At 64.5% G+C, this 18,155-nt stretch carries 16 protein-coding genes; 4 read left to right on the forward strand and 12 right to left on the reverse strand.

Going from position 1 to position 18,155, the window contains the following annotated elements; all coding sequences use genetic code 11:
* The first annotated feature begins 89 nt into the window (after positions 1 to 89).
* Together NKI69_RS22965 and NKI69_RS22970 are read left to right on the forward strand one after the other, a co-directional pair.
* Positions 90 to 1,814, forward strand: coding sequence for an ABC transporter ATP-binding protein (locus NKI69_RS22965; RefSeq protein ID WP_352613055.1), 1,725 nt, complete (start codon positions 90 to 92; stop codon positions 1,812 to 1,814).
* Positions 1,815 to 1,850: 36 nt separating this feature from the next.
* Positions 1,851 to 2,525: a cysteine hydrolase family protein gene (locus NKI69_RS22970; protein ID WP_352613057.1), complete on the forward strand. Its 675-nt coding sequence runs from the start codon at positions 1,851 to 1,853 to the stop codon at positions 2,523 to 2,525.
* Between the two features lie 235 nt (positions 2,526 to 2,760).
* Here the strand turns inward: NKI69_RS22970 and NKI69_RS22975 are convergent, their stop codons facing one another.
* Complete coding sequence (locus tag NKI69_RS22975) at positions 2,761 to 3,702, reverse strand: LLM class flavin-dependent oxidoreductase (RefSeq protein ID WP_352613059.1); 942 nt, start codon at positions 3,700 to 3,702, stop codon at positions 2,761 to 2,763.
* A 109-nt stretch (positions 3,703 to 3,811) separates the two neighbouring features.
* Positions 3,812 to 3,967: a hypothetical protein gene (locus NKI69_RS22980; protein ID WP_023811179.1), complete on the reverse strand. Its 156-nt coding sequence runs from the start codon at positions 3,965 to 3,967 to the stop codon at positions 3,812 to 3,814.
* Positions 3,968 to 4,257: 290 nt separating this feature from the next.
* Here NKI69_RS22980 and NKI69_RS22985 point away from each other — a divergent pair, with 290 nt between their 5' ends.
* A complete protein-coding gene (locus NKI69_RS22985) occupies positions 4,258 to 5,025 on the forward strand; it encodes an SDR family NAD(P)-dependent oxidoreductase (protein ID WP_352722573.1) in 768 nt (255 codons plus the stop codon).
* 208 nt (positions 5,026 to 5,233) lie between these two features.
* Here NKI69_RS22985 and NKI69_RS22990 read toward each other — a convergent pair whose 3' ends face one another.
* The 7 genes from NKI69_RS22990 to NKI69_RS23020 all read right to left on the reverse strand — a co-directional run bounded on the left by NKI69_RS22990 (position 5,234) and on the right by NKI69_RS23020 (position 13,050).
* Positions 5,234 to 6,178: an ABC transporter permease gene (locus NKI69_RS22990; RefSeq protein WP_128304109.1), complete on the reverse strand. Its 945-nt coding sequence runs from the start codon at positions 6,176 to 6,178 to the stop codon at positions 5,234 to 5,236.
* Positions 6,175 to 7,230: an ABC transporter permease gene (locus NKI69_RS22995; protein WP_352722574.1), complete on the reverse strand. Its 1,056-nt coding sequence runs from the start codon at positions 7,228 to 7,230 to the stop codon at positions 6,175 to 6,177. Before NKI69_RS22995 ends, NKI69_RS22990 begins: the two co-directional genes overlap by 4 nt.
* A complete protein-coding gene (locus NKI69_RS23000) occupies positions 7,230 to 8,741 on the reverse strand; it encodes an ABC transporter ATP-binding protein (protein WP_502900189.1) in 1,512 nt (503 codons plus the stop codon). The genes NKI69_RS22995 and NKI69_RS23000 overlap by 1 nt, the downstream gene beginning before the upstream one ends.
* Before the next feature lie 264 nt (positions 8,742 to 9,005).
* Positions 9,006 to 10,037, reverse strand: coding sequence for a BMP family protein (locus NKI69_RS23005; RefSeq protein ID WP_023811183.1), 1,032 nt, complete (start codon positions 10,035 to 10,037; stop codon positions 9,006 to 9,008).
* 154 nt (positions 10,038 to 10,191) lie between these two features.
* Positions 10,192 to 11,397 carry a 3-oxoadipyl-CoA thiolase gene (pcaF, locus tag NKI69_RS23010; protein ID WP_352678986.1) on the reverse strand — a complete coding sequence of 402 codons (1,206 nt, stop codon included), beginning with the start codon at positions 11,395 to 11,397 and terminating at the stop codon, positions 10,192 to 10,194.
* 1 nt (position 11,398) lies between these two features.
* Positions 11,399 to 12,196, reverse strand: a complete 798-nt coding sequence (locus NKI69_RS23015; protein ID WP_352722575.1) for a CoA-transferase subunit beta — start codon at positions 12,194 to 12,196, stop codon at positions 11,399 to 11,401.
* A complete protein-coding gene (locus NKI69_RS23020; protein ID WP_023811186.1) occupies positions 12,193 to 13,050 on the reverse strand; it encodes a CoA transferase subunit A in 858 nt (285 codons plus the stop codon). The genes NKI69_RS23015 and NKI69_RS23020 overlap by 4 nt, the downstream gene beginning before the upstream one ends.
* 120 nt (positions 13,051 to 13,170) lie before the next feature.
* On the opposite strand from NKI69_RS23020, the gene NKI69_RS23025 reads away from it, so the two are divergent.
* Positions 13,171 to 13,941 (forward strand): IclR family transcriptional regulator domain-containing protein, encoded by a 771-nt coding sequence (locus tag NKI69_RS23025; RefSeq protein ID WP_352722576.1) that lies wholly within the window; start codon positions 13,171 to 13,173, stop codon positions 13,939 to 13,941.
* A 238-nt stretch (positions 13,942 to 14,179) separates the two neighbouring features.
* Here NKI69_RS23025 and NKI69_RS23030 read toward each other — a convergent pair whose 3' ends face one another.
* The 3 genes from NKI69_RS23030 to NKI69_RS23040 are packed head-to-tail and all read right to left on the reverse strand — an operon-like array spanning position 14,180 to position 18,152.
* The gene (locus NKI69_RS23030; RefSeq protein WP_352632455.1) at positions 14,180 to 15,481 is read right to left on the reverse strand and encodes an NAD(P)/FAD-dependent oxidoreductase; all 1,302 of its coding nucleotides are present in this window, start codon (positions 15,479 to 15,481) and stop codon (positions 14,180 to 14,182) included.
* A 2-nt stretch (positions 15,482 to 15,483) separates the two neighbouring features.
* Entirely contained in the window at positions 15,484 to 16,863 is a 1,380-nt protein-coding gene (locus tag NKI69_RS23035) for a glutamine synthetase family protein (RefSeq protein ID WP_352722577.1), read from the reverse strand.
* Positions 16,864 to 16,868: 5 nt separating this feature from the next.
* Entirely contained in the window at positions 16,869 to 18,152 is a 1,284-nt protein-coding gene (locus tag NKI69_RS23040; protein ID WP_352722578.1) for a nucleotide disphospho-sugar-binding domain-containing protein, read from the reverse strand.
* Positions 18,153 to 18,155 lie beyond the last annotated feature (3 nt).

The raw sequence follows: 18,155 nt of genomic DNA on the forward strand, positions 1-18,155 counted from the left end.
CGGCCCTGCCCTGCCGATTGTAAGCAGCGCCCATCGATGGCGGCCGGCGCCCTCGCCGCGTCCATCAAAACAGCTTGCGGTTCACCTCGATGATCAGACGTTTCCTTTCCTATTACGCGCCCTGGAAGGGGCTGTTCGCGCTCGACTTCTCCTGCGCGGTGCTGGCCGGTCTGCTCGAACTCGGCTTTCCCATGGCGGTCCGCACCTTCGTCGACCAGCTGCTGCCGCAGCAGGACTGGACGCTGATCATCATCGCGTCGGCCGGGCTGCTGGTGATCTATCTGCTCAACACGGTGCTGATGGCGGTTGTCACCTATTGGGGTCACATGCTCGGCATCAACATCGAGACCGAGATGCGGCGCAAGAGTTTCGACCATCTGCAGAAGCTGTCGTTCCGCTTCTACGACAACCACAAGACCGGCCATCTCGTCGGCCGTGTCACCAAGGACCTCGAGGAAATCGGCGAGATCGCCCATCACGGTCCCGAGGACCTGTTCATCGCCATCATGACCTTCGCCGGCGCCTTCGTGCTGATGTTCACCGTCAACATGCATCTGGCGCTGATCACGGCGGTGATCGTGCCGCTGATCGCCTGGGTGACGATGCGCTATGGCGACCGCATGGAGCGCAACTGGCAGGCGCTCTACCGGCGTGTCGGCGATTTCAACGTCCGCATCGAGGAGAATGTCGGCGGCATGCGCGTCGTCCAGGCCTTCGCCAACGAGGAGCATGAGCGCACGCTGTTCGCGCATGACAACCAGCGCTACCGCCAGACCAAGCTCGACGCCTACCGCATCATGTCGGCCAGCAATTCGCTGAACTATATGGGCATAAGGCTGATCCAGCTCGTGGTCATGATCGCCGGCAGCTACCTCGTCATTACGGGAGGCCTGAGCAATGGCGGCTTCGTCGGCTTCCTGCTTCTGGTCGGCGTCTTCGTGCGGCCGATCGAGAAGATCAATTCGGTGATCGAGACCTATCCAAAAGGCATTGCCGGCTTCCGCCGCTACACCGAGTTGCTCGACACCGAACCCGACATCGCCGACCGGCCAGGTGCCGTGACCGTAAGCGGCCTCAAGGGCGACATCGAATATCGCGGTGTGAGCTTCGGCTATGGCGACGGCAAGCCGGTGCTCAGGGATATCGATCTCACCATTCACGCCGGCGAAACCATCGCCTTCGTCGGACCGTCGGGCGCCGGCAAGACTACCATCTGCTCGCTGCTGCCGCGTTTCTATGAGGTCAGCGCCGGCGGGATCAGCATCGACGGCATCGATATCAGGGACATGACGCTCGCTTCGCTGCGCGGCCAGATCGGCATCGTCCAGCAGGATGTCTTCCTGTTCGGCGGCTCGATCCGCGAAAACATCGCCTATGGCCGTCTCGGCGCCTCCGACGAGGCCATCACCGATGCCGCGCGGCGGGCGCAGCTCGACGGCATGATATCGGGCCTGCCGGCCGGCTATGACACGATCATCGGCGAGCGCGGCGTAAAATTGTCGGGCGGCCAGAAGCAGCGGCTGGCGATCGCCCGCATGTTCCTGAAGAACCCGCCGATCCTCATCCTCGACGAGGCGACGTCGGCGCTCGACACCGAGACCGAGCGCGAAATCCAGAAGTCGTTGGCCGAACTTGCCGAGGGCCGGACCACGCTGGTCATCGCACACCGGCTGGCCACGATCCGCGGCGCCGACCGCATCGTCGTCGTCTCGGAGTCCGGCGTCGTCGAACAGGGTTCGCACAGCGAACTGCTCCGCGCCGGCGGTATCTATCGGCGCCTGCACGACGCCCAGCATCTGGTGTCGTCGCGCTGATCCACTATGGTGGCGGCCCAAAGCAGGGAGCCCCGGATGATCAAGGCAACGCCCTTCGATTTCCCCTATGACGGCAGGCTGGTGGCCGAAAACACCGCGCTGATCGTCATCGACCTGCAGCAGGATTTCCTTTCGACATCAGGCTACTTCGCCAGGCAGGGCTATGACCCGTCGCCTCTAAGGGCGATCCTGCCGACGGTGAGCCGGTTGATCGCGGCCGCGCGCAAGGCCGGCGTCAGGGTCATCCACACGAGGCAGGGCTATCGGGCCGATATGGCCGATATGACGCCTTACGAAAAATGGCGCCGCAAGCGCGCCGGTCTCGACGGCACCGATATCCTGCTGCGCTCGGGCACGGGGTTCCAGATCGTTCCGGAGATCAATGTGGCCCCGCAGGACATCATTGTCGACAAGACCTGCAACAGCGCCTTCATTTATACGGATTTCGAGCTTGTCCTGCGCGCGCAAGGCATCACGCATCTCATGTTTTCCGGATGCACGACGGATGTCTGCGTCCACACCACGCTGCGCGAAGCCTGCGACCGGAATTTCCAATGCCTGACGATCTCGGACGCTTGCGCCAGCGGCGACAGACAAGCGCACGAAGCAGCGCTTCACATGGTGACGGTTGAGGATGGCGTCTTTGGCGCGCTCGCTGATTCCAGCGCTGTCATTGAAGGCCTGTCGCGATTGTCGGGCATGGCGAGTTAGGGCGCCAAGATCAATGCCGGCGGGACAGCACCCCCCTCTGGCCTGCCGGCCATCTCCCCCGCAAGGAGGGAGATTGGCTGTCATCTCGGCTTTCACTAATCGCCAACGTGGCAAGACGAGCGCTGCGGGTGAAGCTGTCGATCTCCCCCCTTGCGGGGGAGATGTCCGGCAGGACAGAGGGGGGTGTGAAGGATCTCGGCGTTACCGGAATAGCTTTCATTCCGTAGGCCAGAACTCAGCCCGTTGCGCGCGTCTCCAATCCTGCACGAGACGCATATGCCCCAGGCTGGAATGCCTCGTGTTCGCGACGCGCCAGCGAATTGCGCAGCAGGGCGATGGTTTCCCGGCCGACCGTTGCGATCTCACGCGGCGTGTCGACGCCGACAATCATGAATTCATCGATCCCGAGGGCTGCATAGGCAAGCAGCGACAGGGCGGCCTGGGCTGGCGGCCCGGCAACATCGACTGCCTTGTGGCCGGAGGCGGAAGCACCTTGGTGAATCCCGACCGGAAGCGCGAAGCGCAGCTTGCCGGCCCGGCCATGTTCGGCGGCGGAGCGGCGCACCCGCTCCATCAATTGCCGGATCTCATCGATCGAGCCCGGCGCCAATTCAAAGACATCGGCATGCCGGCCGGCAACTTTGAGTGCCGTTCCGGACTGCCCGCCCATGCGGATGACCAGGTCGGCGCCGTGCGGTCCCTTGCGCGGCACGTAGCCGCCCTTGATGCTGTAGAACGTTCCTTCGTGGTCGAAGGGCCGGTCGTTCGACCACAGCCGCTTCAGCAGCACCAGATATTCGTCTATGCGCTGCCAGATGACGGTGTGCCCGACCGGCCGTGTTTCGGCGTCGGCGTCGCTCAGCGGCTCGCTGATCATCCTCAGCGCCAGGCGTCCGCCGCTTTTCCTGTCGATCGACGCCAGTTGGCGGGCTGCCACGGTCGGTTCGACCACGCCCGCCCAATGGGTGAGCACGACTTCCAGCGACGAGGTGCGATCGAGCACTTGGGCCGCAAGATCCATGTTGGTCAGCAGCCCGGCCGAATCGTCGACGACGATCTTGCGGAAGCCGCCATCCTCGATCAGCCCGAGCTTGGTCGCGGTCTCGGCAAAGTCGTAGAAAAAGGGAACCGCGGCATCGGCGGTCTTACCCGGAATATGCGTGAACTCGATCGGCATTGCCATGTCCTCCGTTGTGTCGGGCGCGCGAAAGCACGCCGAGGATTCGGTTCATTCAACTCCGATTGCCTGAAAGCGGTGGGCAGCTAACCCCGGTCGATCTGACGACTCAGGGAATAAGGCCCAGAACAACTGCCCCGGTGAACACGAACGCAAGGGCAAAGACGAGATAGGCGAAAGCCCCGGCATAGGCCGGGCGAAAGGCCTGGGCATTGGCCGACCGCTGAGCGCTGCGATCCGTCTGGGCGTTCTGGATGTAGGACATATCGACCTCCGTCTCGGCGATTAATCTATAAAATTGGTAGACTTTGTCGATTGCTATTTTTGGGCTAAAGACAGAATAATTTTCTCCTATGATGCCGGAAGTTGGTAGGCACTTGCTTAGAGGGAGCGCTCGGACGGCCGATCCATATGGCGCGTCCGTTTTTTGCTTCTGCGTCCGAATGGACCTATGGCCTTGCCCTCGCTGCGCTCAATTCGTGGATTGGCCGCCCGGCACGGGCGCGGTAGCATCGCCCAACCAGCAAAGCGAAATCGTCACACAGGGGCAGAAAAATGGGCACAAGACTGGCCGGCAAGGTCGCCATCATTTCGGGAGGAGCGACGGGAATGGGCGGAGCGGCTTCGGAGCTGTTCGCCGCCGAAGGCGCCAAGGTGGCGATCATCGACCGCAACGGCGAGGCGGCCGCCGCAACCGCAGCGGCGATACGCGCGCGGGGACAGATAGCCGAGCATTTCATCGCCGACGTCTCCGACGAAGCCCAGGTCGAAACGGCGGTGAAGGGTGCTATCGAAAAACTCGGACCGGTCACCGTGCTGTTCAACCACGCCGGCACCATCGTCATCAAACCCTTCCTGAAGACGACGGTCCAGGAATGGGACTGGCTGCATGCCGTCAATGTGCGCTCGATGTTCCTGATGACGCGCGCCGTTTTGCCCGGCATGATTGCGGCCGGCGGCGGCTCGATCGTCTGTACTTCGTCGATCTCGGCGGTGGCGGCGACTCCCAACGAAGTGCTCTATGACACCACCAAGGGCGCTTGCCACATGTTCGCCCGCGCCATCGCCGTCGAGTTCCGCGACCGCAACATCCGCTGCAATGCGGTCTGCCCCGGCTTCATCCGCACGCCGCACGGCCTGCGCGAGGTCGCCGACCTCGGCAGGCTCGGCGTCGACGTCTCCGACGCGGCGCTGGCCGCGCAGCAGGGCCGCATCGGCGAACCGGAAGAGGTGGCGAGGGCAGCGCTCTACCTGGCCAGCGACGAGTCGAGCTTCGTCAACGGCACGCATCTGTTTGTGGATAACGGCTTTACCGCGATGTGAGACGCTCAAAGAAGGCGCGAACTTGGCAGGATGCGGGTTCCTCGCCCCCACGAATGGGGGGAGAGGTGGCTCGGCGAAGCCGAGACGGAGAGGGGGAATGGCTCGACCTTGCCTTGCTTCGGCGACAACTCGCCAGCGTCGCAGGCCTCTCTCCGACCGCTTCGCGGCCACCTCTCCCCGCTTTGCGGGGCGAGGAACCCAAGCTTTGCTACCGCTCTTCCCGCCGAAACGGCTTGAGCAGCGCCGACGGTGCCACCGCGTTGCGCGACATCACCGCCATGGCGACGATGGTGAAGATGAACGGCAGCATCAGGAACGCCTCGTAGGGGATGTGTCCGAGCCCGCTGGCCTGCATGCGCAGCTGCAGCGCATCGACGAAGGCGAACAGCAGTGCCGCACCCGCCGAGCGCCACGGATCCCAGCGGCCGAACACGACCAGCGCGATCGCCACCCAGCCGCGCCCCGACACCACGCCGAAGGTGAAAGCGTTGAACTGCGCCATCGACAGGAAGGCGCCGGCCAGCCCCATCAGCGCCCCGCCGAGGATGACTGCCTGGAAGCGCGTGGCGGTGACACTGACCCCCGCCGAATCCGCGGCGCGCGGGTTTTCGCCGACCATGCGCACCGACAGGCCCCATGGCGTGCGGTAGAGCACGAAGGCGGCGAGCGGAATGGCGAGGATCGCCATGTAGACCAGCGCGAACTGGTTGAACACCGCCGTCCCGAGCACCGGGATGTCAGACAGGAGAGGGATCGGCAGCGTCTGAAAACCCTTGATGCTGGGCGGCACTGATTGCTGGCCGAAGATCAGCCGGTAGAGGAAATAGGCGAGGCCCGACGAGAACAGCGTCACGCCGATGCCGCAGACGTGCTGGCTGAGGCCGAGCGCCACGGTGAACAGCGCATGCAGCGCGCCCATCAGCATGCCGGTGAGCACCGCCGCCAGCACGCCAAGCCACAGGCTGCCGGTGAGGCTGGCGGCGGTGAAGCCCGTCATCGCCGACAACAGCATGATGCCTTCGATGCCGAGATTGAGCACGCCGGCCCGCTCGGAAAACATTTCGCCGAGCGTCGCGAAAGCCAGCGGCGTGGCAATGCGGATGATCGCGGCCAGGAAGCCGACCTGGAATATCTGTTCGAACACCGCGCTCATCGGGCAACTCCGACGCGGCGGATGCGATAGGCGGTGAACAGCAGCGCCACAAGCATGGCAAGCAATGCGGTGCCCTGGATGACGTCGCTGAGGAAGGCCGGCACGCCGGTCGCCCGCGACATCGCCTCGGCGCCGGTCATCACGGCGGCAAGGAAGATCGCCGCCGGCACGACGCCGAGCGGATTGAGCCGCGCCAGCATCGCAACGACGATGCCGGAATAACCGTAGCCCGGCGAGATGTCGCTCATCACCTGGAAATGCACGCCGCCGACCTCGCCGACGCCGGCCAATCCGGCCAGCGCGCCGGACAGCAGCGCCGTCGAGATCAGCACCCGCTCGACGTGGATGCCGCCATATCTGGCGGCTTCCGGGTTTTCGCCGGTGACCCTGATCCTGAAGCCGAGCGTCGTGCGCACGATCAGGAACCAGATCAGCGGCGCCGCGATCAGTGCCGCGACGACGCCGAGATGCAGCCGCGTGCCTTCGAGCAGCACCGGGAAATTGGCCGAATCCTCGATCGGCGGCGAGATCGGATAGCCGCTGAAACTGTCCTTCCACGGCCCCTCGATCAGCGCCATCAAGGCGTAATAGATGACCGAGTTGAGCAACAGCGAACTGACGACATCATCGACCTTGAATTTTGCTCTGAGCGTCGCCGGCACCAACGCGACTGCGGCTCCCGCTGCGGCGCCCGCCACCGCCATCAAGACCATGGCGAGCGGCCCCGGCATTGGAATGGCGCCGACAAAGCAGCTGGCCACCGCGCCGGCAAGCAATTGCCCTTCGGCGCCGATGTTCCAGAATTTTGCTCGGAAGGCGACCGCGACCGCCAGTCCGGTGAAGATCATGGGTGTTGCACGCACCATCGTTTCGGTGATCGCATAGCTGTCGCCCAGCGACGCCGTGAACATCACGCCATAAGCTTCGAGCACGCCGGCGCCGGCCAGCGCAATAAGGCCGCTGCACAAGATGAGCGTTGCTCCGATCGCGAGCAATGGCAGAGCGAGGTTGAACCAGGTCGGCGTCGAGCTGCGGACCTCCAGGCGAAACATCAGCTGTGGCCCTCCGCCCCGGTCATCATCAGGCCGAGCCGTGCGATCGTTGCATCGGCGCTGTCGAGCGTGCTGACGATGCGGCCCTCATACATCACCGCGATGCGGTCGCAGAGCACCAGCAGTTCTTCGAGATCCTCGCCAATGACGACGATGCCGCAGCCCTTGGCGCGCATGTCGAGGAATTTTTCGTGGATGAAGCGGGCGGCTCCGATGTCGAGGCCGCGCGTCGGCTGCGAGACAACAAGCACCTTCGGATCGAAGGCAAGCTCGCGTGCCAACAACGCCTTCTGCAGATTGCCGCCGGACAGCGCCCCGGCGCGGGTCATCGGCCCGGGGCACCTGATATCATAGGCCTTGATCTGCGCCTCAGTGAAGGCGCGGATCGCATCGGGCTTGAGCAGGCCCCTGCTGCTGAACGCTGTGGTGCCGATGCGCGGCAGCACCATCGAATCGGCCAGCGGCAGATTGGTCACCAGTCCGGTCGTCATGCGGTCTTCCGGGATACGGCCAAGTCCGAGCGCCTGCACCTCGCGCGGCGAGAACCGCGAGACCTTTTGGCCGGCAATCGTCATCCGGCCGGCATCGGGCGCCCGCACGCCGGAGATCACCTCCGCCAGCGCCCGCTGGCCATTGCCCGACACCCCGGCAATGCCGAGGATTTCGCCGGCACGGACGGCAAGCGATACGTCGCGCAGCGCCGTGCCCGAATGATGCGAGGTTGAGATACCGTCGAGCGTCAGCACATCAGCACCCGGCGCCGATGGTCCCCGCGCCGGCGGCACGATCTCATGGCCGCACATCAGTGTTGCCATCTCCGAGGATGTCGTGTTGGCCGGGTCATCGACGCGGCCGGCAACGCGGCCATGCCGCAGCACCGTGCAGCGATGCGTCAGCGCCCGCACCTCGTTGAGCTTGTGCGAGATGAAGATGATGCCGAGACCTTGCGCCGCCATAGAACGCAACGCCGAAAACAGCCCGTCGACCTCGCTTGGCGCCAGCACCGCCGTCGGCTCGTCGAGGATCAGCAGCCTGGCGCCACGAAACAGCGCCTTGACGATTTCGAGCCGCTGCTGCTCGCCGACCGACAGCGCCGAGACCGGCAGGTCCGGGTCAAGCACCAGCCCATGCTGGCGGCCGATCTCGGCCAGCCGCGCCAGCCCGCCGGCGCGGTCGATCCGTCCTGTCTTGCCGGGAATGCCGATGAGCAGGTTTTCCAGCACCGTCAGCCGCGGCGCGAGGTGAAAATGCTGGTGCACCATGCCGATGCCGGCGGCCAGCGCATCGGCGGAACTGGTGATCCGCACCGTCTGGCCCTGGATGAGAATCTCGCCGGCGTCGGGCGCATATGCGCCGAACAGCACATTCATCAGCGTCGTCTTGCCGGCGCCGTTTTCGCCCAGTAGCCCGAGGATCTCGCCGGGCGCGACGCTGAGATCGACGGCCTCGTTCGCCTTGACGGCGCCAAAGCTCTTGGTGATGCCGCGCATTTCGATGAGTGGGGCGGACAAGGATGCTCCTGCGGAGAGAGGCTCTGCTTCACCCTCCCCCTTGTGGGGAGGGTCGGCTCGCAGTCGGAGCGAAGCGGAGATTGCGAGACGGGGTGGGGATGCGCCCTACGAGGACCCCCCCCCCCCCCCCCCGCGGGGGTCGCACCGCCCCGCCGGCGCCGCCAAGCGTATTTGGCGAGAGGGGGGGGGGATGCGCCCTACGAGGACCCCCACCCCGCTCCGCTTCGCGGATCGACCCTCCCCACAAGGGGGAGGGTAAAGAAATCAATCCGAAACCGGCGTATTCTCGTCCACATCCACCCGGAAATTGCCTTCCAGAATCTCCGCCTTCTTCTTTTCGACCAGCTCCTTGACGTCCGCCGGCAGCGTCTTGTCGAACTTGTGGTAGGGCGCCAAATGCGAGCCGCCCTTGGCCATGCGCGAGAAATCGCCATAGTCCTGCGCGGTGAAGACGCCGGCCCTGACCAGTTTGATCGCCTGCTCGACCGTCGGATACATGTCCCAGACCGGACCGGTGATGACCGTGTCGGGGCCGAGACTCGACTGGTCGGACATGTTGGAGATGGCGAGGATCTTCTTGTCCACCGCGGCTTCGATGACACCGAAGCGCTCGGCGTAGATGACGTCGACGCCGGCGTCGATCTGCGCGACCGCCGCTTCCTTGGCCTTGGGCGGATCGAAGAACGAGCCGATGAAGGCGACCTTCTTCTTGATGTTGGGATTGACCTCCCTGGCGCCGGCGAAGAAGGCGTTGACCAGCCGGTTCACCTCCGGAATGCCCATCGCCGCGACGGCGCCGATCGTACCCGACTTCGACATCTTGCCAGCGATCATGCCCGAGAGATAGGCGGGCTCGTGGATCCAGTTGTCGAACACCCCGAAATTGGGTTCCGCCGGGCCGGCGCCGGAGCCGAACAGCCAGGCGGTCTTCGGGAACTGCTTGGCGGTGCGGCGCGATTCGCGCTCGGCGGCGAAGGCGTCGCCCAGCACCAGTTGGTAGCCGCCTTGCGCATATTCGCGCATGACGCGGCTGAAATCGGCGGTCTGCACCTTCTCCGACCATTTGTATTCGATGCCGAGTTCCTTCTCGGCCTTCTGCAGGGCGACATGGATCTGGTTGTCCCATGGCTCCTCGATCGGCGTGGCGAAGATCGCCGCCACCTTCAGCTTCTTGTCCGCCGCGAAGGCGGCGCCCGGCAGCATCGTTGCCGCCAAACTAAGCGCGCCCAGCTCCAGCACATTGCGTCGCGAAAGCCCTTCGCGTTTTATCTGCGATTTATTGTTCCGGTTTTCCATTGCATTCCCCTCTGTTCGACAGCCGTGTCGAGCCGGCTGTTCGTGAAAATGTCAGACGGGGAAGTATGGAACGACGCCAGACTTTTGTCCACGTGGTCAAATTTGAACCGCGCACCGGATTCTTGATCTTAGCCGGCCAAGCAAGGGCCGCCGATCAAACCCGTTCCAGCGCGATCGCGATGCCCTGGCCGACACCGATGCACATCGTGGCAAGCGCATAGCGGCCGCCGCGCTCACGAAGCTCCAGCGCCGCCGTGCCGGAGATGCGGGCGCCCGACATGCCCAGGGGATGGCCGAGCGCGATGGCGCCGCCATTCGGGTTGACGTGCGGTGCATCCTCGGCAATGCCGAGCTGGCGCAGCACGGCGATGCCTTGCGAGGCAAAGGCTTCGTTGAGCTCGATGACATCGAACTGTTTTGGTGTCAGGCCAAGCCGCGCGCAGAGTTTTTGCGTCGCCGGCACCGGGCCGATGCCCATGATGCGTGGCGCAATACCGGCGGCAGCGCCGCCGAGGATGCGGGCGATCGGCGTCAGGCCATACTTTTTCACGGCTGCCTCGGAGGCAACGATCAGGGCCGCCGCCCCGTCATTGACGCCGGAGGCATTGCCGGCCGTCACCGTGCCGCCCTGGCGGAACGGTGTCGGCAGCCTGGCCAGCGCATCGACCGTCGTGCCAGCACGGGGATGTTCATCCTTCGAGACGACAACCGCATCGCCCTTGCGCTGCGGGATCGTCACTGGCGTGATCTCCTTGGCCAGCCGGCCATTGGCTTGCGCGGCGACCGCCTTGTCCTGGCTGCGCACGGCAAAGGCATCCTGGTCCGCGCGGGAGATGGCGAACTCTTCCGCGACGTTCTCGCCAGTTTCCGGCATCGAATCGACGCCATACTGCTTCTTCATCAGCGGGTTGACGAACCTCCAGCCGATGGTGGTGTCGTAAATCTCGGCATTGCGCGAAAACGCCGTGTCGGCCTTGGGCATGACGAAGGGTGCCCGGCTCATCGATTCGACGCCGCCCGCGATCATCAACTCCGCTTCGCCAGCCTTGACAGCTCTGGCTGCGATGGTCAGCGCATCCATGCCGGAGCCGCACAGGCGGTTGACGGTGGAGCCCGGTACCTCCTTCGGCAAGCCGGCCAGCAGCAGCGCCATGCGCGCCACGTTGCGGTTGTCCTCGCCAGCCTGGTTGGCGCAGCCATAGACGACGTCGTCGACCGCCAGCCAGTCGATGCCGGGATTGCGCTCGACCAATGCTCTTAGGGGTATCGCGCCGAGATCGTCGGCACGCACGGAAGACAGCGAGCCGCCGAAGCGGCCGATCGGCGTGCGGATGTAGTCGCAGATATAGGCCTCGGCCATGTCATGCAGCCTTTGTTTTTCCGGTTCGCTCATGCGCCGCCTTGGTGCGGGCTTGCAGGTCGCGCAATGTCTTGAGTTCGAGTTCGCTTGGCGCCGGCGTTTCGTCAAGCGCCTCGCCGAACTTAACCACCCAGCCACAGCTCTCCTGCACCTGCTGGCGCGTGACGCCTGGATGCAGCGACACGACGGTGAATTCCTTGCTCACCGGATCCGGCTTCCAGATGGCGAGATCAGTGATCAGCAAGGTCGGGCCGGCGGTGTCGATGCCCAGACGCTTTCGATGATCGCCGCCCTCGCCATGGCCGAAGGAGGTGAAGAAATCGATCTTCTCGACCATGCCGCGCTTGGTCTGCGCCATGGTGATGTAGATCTCCTTCGACGACGTCGCGATCTCTGGCGCGCCGCCGCCGCCGGGCAGCCTGGTCTTTGGGTGAAAATAATCGCCGATGACCGTGGTGTTGATGTTGCCAAACTTGTCGAGCTGCGCCGCACCGAGGAAGCCGATCGAGATGCGCCCACCCTGCAGCCAGTAGCGGAACATCTCCGGCACCGCGACGGTGGTGACGGCGGTTTCGCACAATTCGCCATCGCCGATTGACAGTGGCAGCACGTCGGGCGCGGTGCCGATCGTGCCGCTCTCGTAAATCAAGGTGATGTCGGGCGCATGCGTCAGCCGCGCCACATTGCAAGCGGCGGATGGCGCGCCGATGCCGACGAAACAGACATCGTCATTGCGCAGCGCGCGGCTGGCGGCGATCATCATCATCTCGTTGGGGGTGAAGCCCTGATTGTCGCTCATGCCGCTTTCCTCAGATGCTCGACCCGGGCCTCGAAATCGCCGGCACTCTTCTCGATGACGTTGGCCCGCATCCACGCCTGGAATTTCTCGCGGTCGGCGGCGATTTCGTCCCATTCGAGATAGGCGGCATTGTCGCGCGCATAATAGCCATGCGCGTAGGACGGATGCGAGCCTCCGGGCACGACCGATATCGCGGCAATCGTCCAGCGCGGCAGCACGGTCAGATTGGGGTGCAGATCGTCGAAATTGTCGACCACTTCCTCGACCGTCACCACCGCGCGTTTGGCCGCCAGCACCGCTTCCTTCTGGATGCCGATGATGCCTTCGACCAGCACATTGCCTTTCTTGTCGGCCTTCTGCGCATGGATGAAGGTGACGTCAGGCCGGATCGAAGGAACAGCGGCCAGCACCTCGCCGGTGAACGGACAGGTGACAGACTTGATGTTCGGGTTGACCGCCGCGAGGCCAGCACCGCGATAGCCGCGAAACACCGCGCAGGGCAGGCCGGCAGCACCCGCTTCATAGGCGTTGGCCATGCCGGCATGGCTGTGCTCCTCGATTTCAAGTGAGCGCGGGAAACCGTTCTCGATGGCATCGCGGGCGCGGCGCAGCAGGCCGACGCCGGGATTGCCGACATAGGAGAAGACGATCTTCTTCGCCATGCCCATGCCGATCATCTGGTCGTAGATCAGGTCCGGCGTCATGCGGATCAAGGTCAGGTCGCGAAAACCCTGGCGGATCGCCTCATGCGCCGCTGCCGTCGGGATCAGATGGGTGAAGCCCTCGAAGGCAGCCGTGTCACCATCTTTCAAATTCTCGGCCACGGCCTGTTTGAGCGGCAGGAACTTGACCATCGCATCGGCTCCAGGCTGAGAAAGTTCGTATTGTGAACATATGTTTTATATGCGATACTTTCTATGCTGAGCAGAGGCGTGGAGTCAATCCTGACGCCGATGTCGTTCTGCGGAGACAAGATGGACGAAGAGGCTGTTTCCCGTGATCATGTCGGCTCGCTTGAACGCGGCCTTGCCGTCATGGAGATCCTGGCCCGCCATCCCTCGGGCATGACGTTGACTGAAATGGCCGTGGAAGCGGGCCTGACCCGCGCCGGCGCCCGCCGCTTCCTGCTGACACTCACCGCCACCGGCTATGCAACACAGGCCGGCCGCGTGTTCTCGCTGTCGCCGCGCCTGCTGACGGTTGCCCGCACCTGGCTCGGCGGCGCCTCGCTATGGGCCTTCGCCGCCCCCATCATGCGCGCGGTCGCCGCTCAGCTGAACGAGGCCTGCTCGGCAGCCATCCTGTCGGGTGAGGATGTCGTCTATGTCGCCCGCATTCCCGGCCGCCGCATCCTCAGCGTGTCGCTCGATGTCGGCACCAGGCTGCCGGCCTATTGCACCTCGATGGGGCGCATCCTGCTGGCCGGGCTGACATCAGGGGAATTGGACGCATTCCTCGGCCAGGCGACCATCGAGAGACGGACGCCGAAGACGATCACCAACAGGCGTTTGTTAGCCAACGCCATCGCCAAGGCGAAGGCTGACGGCTTTGCCATCGTCGATGAGGAACTAGAACTCGGCCTGCGCTCGGTCGCCGTACCGATCCGCGACCGAGCGGAGCGCACGGTCGCGGCCATCAACGTCTCGACCCAGTCGGCACGCTTCTCCGTCGCGGAGATGGAGCGGGAGATATTGCCGGCACTACTGGAGGCCAAGCAGCGCATCGAGGATTTCTTTGTGGTTTAAGAAGCTTCATCCAACCTTCGACGTCGGCGGGACAGCACCCCCCTCCGGCCTGCCGGCCATCTCCCCCGCAAGGAGGGAGATCAGCTCTCATCTCGGCTTTCGCCAATCTCCACCGCTGTCGGGTGATCGCAGCGCTGAACCTGCCAATCTCCCCCCTTGCGGGGGAGATGTCCGGCAGGACAGAGGGGGGTGTGAAGGATCGCTACGGTACTATTTGTGCCGTTGCAGCAACGCCCCCTCAATGCTTGATGCGATCCCGCATCGCGTACCAAAGCATGCCCAGCACATAGAGCGGACCGCGCAGCGCCGTGCCGCCCGGGAACGGCATCGGGGTCAGCGTCGAGAACAGATCGAGCCGCGAGACATCGCCGGTGATCGCTTCGGCCAGCAGCTTGCCGGACAGCGTCGACAGGATGACGCCCTTGCCGGAATAACCATGCGCGAAATAGACCTCACCATAGTGCCCGACATGCGGCAGTCGCGACGTCGTCACCGACACAAGCCCGCCCCAGGCGTGATCGATGCGGCAGCCCTTGAGTTGCGGAAAGGTGGCTTCCATGTGCGGCCGCACGAAGCCGGCAATATCGGCCGGCGGTGAAGGCGTGTAGCGCTCGCCGCCGCCGAACAGCAGGCGTCCATCCGCCGACATCCGGTAGTAGTTGACGACGAAGCGGGTATCGGAGACCGCGACATTGGCCGGGATGACGTTGCGCTTGCCCTCAAGCGGCTCGGTGGCGACGATGTAGTTGCCGACCGGCATGATGCGGCTGTTGACGCGCGGCTCCAGCCCGTTGAGCAGAGCGTCACCCGCCAGCACGACATGTCTGGCCCGAACCGATCCCTTTGCGGTCGAGACCCGGATCGAAGGCTCACGCTCCAGCCGCACGGCGACCGAATTCTCGTGGATGGTGACGCCGGCAGCAACCGCTGCGCGGGCAAGGCCGAGCGTATAGTTCAGCGGATGCATGTGGCCGCCGAGCGGCTCATACATCGCGCCATGGTAGGGTGTATCGACCTTGGCTCGGGCTTTAGCCGCCGATAGGATTTCCGCATGCGGGAACTTCATCACCGTGGCCAGGCACTCGGCCTCTTCCTCGAGATCCCTAAGGTCGGAGCCGTTGACCGCGCCGACCAGATGGCCGGTCAGCCTGAGATCGCAGTCGATGGCATGCCGCTCGATAATATCGAGCACCAGCCCGCGCGCCTCGAAGGCAAGATCGAACAGCACCTTTGCCCGCTCCGGCCCGTAGAGTTTGACCAGTCCCTTGGCGCCCTTGCGCAGGCCGGGGATCATTTGGCCGCCATTGCGCCCCGACGCCCCCCAGCCGATCTTGCCGCCTTCGAGCAGCACCACCTTCAACCCACGCTCGGCGGCGTGAAGGGCGGCGGACAACCCTGTGCACCCGCCGCCGACCACCACCAGGTCGGCATCGACATCGCCGGCGAGCGCCGGATGGTCCGGCGCTGGATTGGCGGTGGCGACATAATAGGATTTGGCGATATCGAGGCCCGAATTGAAGCCCGTTGAACTGCAAGCCATAGTCACACCTTCAGCAGAAGGTGGTCGCGTTCCCAGCTGGTCACCACGCCCTGGAAAAGGTCGAGCTCGACGCTCTTGACGCGCAGATAGGTCTGGAAGAAATCCTCGCCCAGCAGTTCACGCACCGGGCCGCAAGCCTCGAAACGATCGAGCGCCTCCTCCATGGTTTTCGGCAGCGTGCTCTTGATCTTGTAGGCATTGCCCGACGCTTCGGCCGACCGCGCCAGTCTCTGTTCGACGCCGAGATAGCCGGCAAGCAGCGAGCCGGCTATCGCCAGGTAAGGATTGGAATCCGCGCCCGGCAGCCGGTTCTCGACCCGCCGCGCGGAGCGGCCGCCGGCCGGCACGCGCAGGCCGCAGGAACGGTTGTCATGCGACCACTCGATGTTGGCCGGCGCGCTGTGGTTCGGCCTGATGCGGCGGAAAGAGTTCACGTTGGGCGCAAACAGCGGCATGATTTCCGGGACATATTTCTGCAGGCCGCCGATGAAATGGCCGAACATTGCGGTGTCGGCATCGTCGCCGCCGGCAAACAACGTCCTGCCGGCCTCGTCGATGACCGACATGTGCAGATGCATCGAGCTGCCGGCCTGTGCGGCGATCGGCTTGGCCATGAAGGTGGCGTGCATGCCGCTTTGCTGCGCGGCCTGTCGCGTCAGCCGCTTGAACAGCAGCACCTTGTCGGCCAGCGGCAGCGCATCGCCATGCAGGAAGTTGATCTCAAGCTGCGCCGTACCTGATTCGTGGATCAGCGTGTCGAGCGGCAGTCCGGCCGCCGCAGCGTAGTCATAGATGCGGCGGATCACCGGCTCGAACTCCTCGAGCGCGGCCATGTCATAGGGATGCTGCACTGTCTCGGCTCGGCCGTTGCCACCGACTGGCGCGGTCAGCGGACGGTCCGGATCGGGATTGGGCGCGGTGAGATAGAATTCCAGCTCGGGCGCCACCACCGCCCGCCAGCCACGCTTGGCGTAGAGATCGAGCACGGCGCGCAGCACATGGCGCGGCGAGGCCATCCAAGGCCGGTCGTCCATATGGAAGGCATCGGCAAAGACATAGGCCTTGCCGGGAGCGGCACCCGGCGCCAGGCAGAGCGTCGATACATCAGGCACCATGCGCATGTCCGGATCCGAATAGGCAAAACCCTCGTCGATCGAGCCGGAGTAGCGGCCGTCGATGCTGACCAGGAAAGCGCTGCTCGGCAGATAGAGCGCGCGGTCTTCAAGCGCCTGGAGGAATTTGGCCGTAGGCAGCGCTTTGCCGCGCAGGACGCCATTCATGTCGGGCACCAGGCACTCGACTTCGTTGATGCCGTGCCGGACCAGCCAGGCTTTGGCATCGGTACCGCTGGAGAGCGAGATGTTCGTGTTGTTGTCAGGCATTTCGTTCACGTCCGTATCAGAGAGAGTATGGTTTGCGCGGCCACATCCGTTCCAGGTTTCAGCGCCATTTGGGCTGCATTGTCCTTGAGGCGGGTGCGCATGGCATCGTCGGCCAGCAGGCCGAGAATGGCTCTCTCCAACACTCCTTCGGTCCAGGCGTCGCGGCCGATATGGTCACCGACGCCGGCTTCTCCGGCGCGGCGCGCATTGTCGTGTCCGTCCCAGCAATAGGGCATGATCAGTGACGGCACGCCGAAGCGCAGCGCCTCACAAAAGCTGTTGTTGCCGCCATGATGAATGAACAGATCCGACTTCGCCACGACCGAGGGCTGCGGAAACCAGGCGTCGAGATAGACATTGTCGGGCACTGCGCGATAGGCGTCGCGCAGGCCGCCGGCATTGACGATGAAGCGGGCCGGCAGCCTGTCGAACACCGCCAGCATGCGCTCGATCAGCCCGACATCCATGGCGCCGAGGCTACCGAAGCTGACATAGACCAGCGGCCCGCCATTGCGCGGAAATACCGGCACCTCGAATGGCCCTTCCGAACGCACGCAGCCTTCGAGATAGACGAAGCGCTCCGGGTCGAGCGGCTCGGCGCGCTCGCGGCGCACGATCGAAGGCGTCAGCAGCAAATTGAGGTCGGGCGACGTCTCCAGGAACAGGCCCTTCGGCAGCGGCGCCAGGCCGGCATCCATCCGGAAGCGGTTGAAGCGATCATGTGCGGGCGTGCAAGCCGCCAGATACCTGGCCTCGAACGCGGCGCGTTGCGGGTCGTCGACGCCAAGCCCCGACAGATAGGGCGGTACCTGTGCATCCGGCAGCTCGGTCTCGGCGCAGGAGACGACACGCACCCAGGGACAGCCGGCGGCGGCGATCGCCGGGAACATGATGACATTGTCGAGAACCGCCGCGTCCGGCTTCAGCCGCGCCAGCAACTGGCGCAGCGGCGCCTCGGCATTGACCGCGGTGTCGACGATGGCCTGCCAGGTCGGCGCGACATAGGTTTCCAGCTGGTCGATCGGGCTCAGCCTGAAATGCGGCAGGTGCCTGCGCACGAAGGCCTGCCAGTAGCTCTGGCGTTCGCTGTCGCTCAGCGGCTCGTCGGTCGGCAGCTGGTATTCCTGGAAACCATAGTCGGCAAAGACGCCGGAAAAGCCGGCATGGCAGATGAAGACGGGCCGGGCGCCTCTCGCGCGCAGCGCCTGCGCGATGCCGACGCAATTCAACGCCGCGCCGAAGCTTGCTTCGGGGAACAGCGCGATGGTCGGGCTGGCTTTACGCGTCAATTA

Origin of the sequence: Mesorhizobium sp. M0491, assembly GCF_040321265.1 — a bacterium.
Lineage (GTDB): Bacteria > Pseudomonadota > Alphaproteobacteria > Rhizobiales > Rhizobiaceae > Mesorhizobium.

Coding starts and splice junctions, on each gene's coding strand:
- NKI69_RS22965 (WP_352613055.1), top strand. CDS start 90: ATGATCAGACGTTTCCTTTCCTATTACGCGCCCTGGAAGGGGCTGTTC.
- NKI69_RS22970 (WP_352613057.1), top strand. CDS start 1,851: ATGATCAAGGCAACGCCCTTCGATTTCCCCTATGACGGCAGGCTGGTG.
- NKI69_RS22975 (WP_352613059.1), bottom strand. CDS start 3,702: ATGCCGATCGAGTTCACGCATATTCCGGGTAAGACCGCCGATGCCGCG.
- NKI69_RS22980 (WP_023811179.1), bottom strand. CDS start 3,967: ATGTCCTACATCCAGAACGCCCAGACGGATCGCAGCGCTCAGCGGTCG.
- NKI69_RS22985 (WP_352722573.1), top strand. CDS start 4,258: ATGGGCACAAGACTGGCCGGCAAGGTCGCCATCATTTCGGGAGGAGCG.
- NKI69_RS22990 (WP_128304109.1), bottom strand. CDS start 6,178: ATGAGCGCGGTGTTCGAACAGATATTCCAGGTCGGCTTCCTGGCCGCG.
- NKI69_RS22995 (WP_352722574.1), bottom strand. CDS start 7,230: ATGTTTCGCCTGGAGGTCCGCAGCTCGACGCCGACCTGGTTCAACCTC.
- NKI69_RS23005 (WP_023811183.1), bottom strand. CDS start 10,037: ATGGAAAACCGGAACAATAAATCGCAGATAAAACGCGAAGGGCTTTCG.
- pcaF (WP_352678986.1), bottom strand. CDS start 11,397: ATGGCCGAGGCCTATATCTGCGACTACATCCGCACGCCGATCGGCCGC.
- NKI69_RS23015 (WP_352722575.1), bottom strand. CDS start 12,196: ATGAGCGACAATCAGGGCTTCACCCCCAACGAGATGATGATGATCGCC.
- NKI69_RS23020 (WP_023811186.1), bottom strand. CDS start 13,050: ATGGTCAAGTTCCTGCCGCTCAAACAGGCCGTGGCCGAGAATTTGAAA.
- NKI69_RS23025 (WP_352722576.1), top strand. CDS start 13,171: ATGGACGAAGAGGCTGTTTCCCGTGATCATGTCGGCTCGCTTGAACGC.
- NKI69_RS23030 (WP_352632455.1), bottom strand. CDS start 15,481: ATGGCTTGCAGTTCAACGGGCTTCAATTCGGGCCTCGATATCGCCAAA.
- NKI69_RS23035 (WP_352722577.1), bottom strand. CDS start 16,863: ATGCCTGACAACAACACGAACATCTCGCTCTCCAGCGGTACCGATGCC.